2 protein-coding genes and 1 pseudogene are annotated in these 1,346 nt (G+C 39.9%); 1 reads left to right on the top strand and 2 read right to left on the bottom strand.

Going from position 1 to position 1,346, the window contains the following annotated elements:
• Positions 1 to 469 (bottom strand): annotated as a pseudogene (locus ACP45E_RS21145) (hypothetical protein); the annotation flags it as partial.
• Positions 470 to 619: 150 nt separating this feature from the next.
• Between ACP45E_RS21145 and ACP45E_RS21140 the strand changes: the two are divergent.
• Positions 620 to 1,084: an Lrp/AsnC family transcriptional regulator gene (locus ACP45E_RS21140; RefSeq protein WP_017035179.1), complete on the top strand. Its 465-nt coding sequence runs from the start codon at positions 620 to 622 to the stop codon at positions 1,082 to 1,084.
• Positions 1,085 to 1,195: 111 nt separating this feature from the next.
• On the opposite strand, the gene ACP45E_RS21135 is transcribed toward ACP45E_RS21140, so the two are convergent.
• A partial coding sequence (locus ACP45E_RS21135) for a transketolase-like TK C-terminal-containing protein (protein WP_017035178.1) occupies positions 1,196 to 1,346 on the bottom strand: 151 nt, incomplete at its 5' end.

The raw sequence follows: 1,346 nt of genomic DNA, 5'->3' as shown, positions 1-1,346 counted from the left end.
GCCACAGAGAGACGGCGGCCTGAGTATGAAAATCGCCCGCTTGATATGTAAGATTAAGCAACCATGCTAAGAATAGACCGCCTCCAATTCGGATAAAAAGTGTTGCAAATAAACTGACGCCCGCTTTTTTTGCAATCGCCGCTTCAATGGGTAGCGAGTGAGCCAGAAGCATCATGCTTCCAAGAATGGAGACTTGAGCAACCGTTAACTGCATATCTAAATTGATGAAAACAATCAGCCCAGCATAGATATTGGTGAGCATAGTCGTAGCCCAAACAAGGCCCAGTTCTTTAGGTAATCCTACGAATTCCATAATCGGGCTGATCCATGCGCTGAGTATCACAATGCCGCCTAGTTCTTCGATAACTTTAATGGCAATGATAATTGGGATCATTATTTTGAATAGAGTAAAAGTGACGTCAAAGATATCTCTTACAAGCTCTTTGAAAAATATGGCTATAGGCTGCATGACAGTCGTCTCTTAATGCGTTTAATATCCCAATATTTTACACAGTGAAATGATATAAATATTTTGTATTAATCCTATTTTTATTCTCAAAATTCATTTATTGGGTTAATTTTAGAAACATTAGAAAGGAAATGCCCGAAGTAAGAAATTATGCAGATAGACCGTATTGATAGAAAAATTCTAGCAACCCTTCAAAAAGGAAATAGAATCTCAAACATTGAGCTTGCCGAATTGGTTGGTCTCTCTCCTCCTGCTTGTTTAAAGCGGGTGAAGAGATTAAGGGAAGAGAGCATCATTGTCGGTGACGTTTCAATTATTAATCCAGAACTAGCAGGCAGAACAATGACACTGCTTGTATCAGTAGAAATGGAACGTGATAGAGCTGATATTTACCAAATATTTAGACAATCTATTTTGAAAGCGCCTGAAGTGACTCAGTGTTACCAAATCTCAGGGAGTTACGATTTCATGTTGGTGGTGACTGTCAAAGACATTCAAGCTTATGAGCAGTTCGTTGAGCGGGTACTACATACTGATCTGAATATTCGAAAATTTCACACCTCAGTTTCCCTAAGAACGGTGAAATTCAGTACTGAGATCCAATTAGAGCAATAAGAACAGAGACAAAACCCAAGGTGGTAGCGGTAAACCTTTGAGTATTACTCAATAGAAAAAGCCCCTGTATTAGGCATACAGGGGCTTTAAATAACGAGAAGTCTAGAAAAATTACGCTAGAATCTCTTTCGCTGTGTTTACTACGTTTTCAGTAGTGAAACCAAACATCTTGAATAGTTCGCCTGCTGGTGCAGATTCGCCGAACGTTGTCATGCCGATGATCTTGCCACCGAAGCCTACGTACTTGTACCAGAAGTCAGCG

Origin of the sequence: Vibrio genomosp. F10 str. 9ZD137 (assembly GCF_049974785.1) — a bacterium.
Lineage (GTDB): Bacteria > Pseudomonadota > Gammaproteobacteria > Enterobacterales > Vibrionaceae > Vibrio.
Note: the sequence above shows the minus strand (reverse complement) of the source record. Positions and strands in the feature narration are given on the sequence as shown.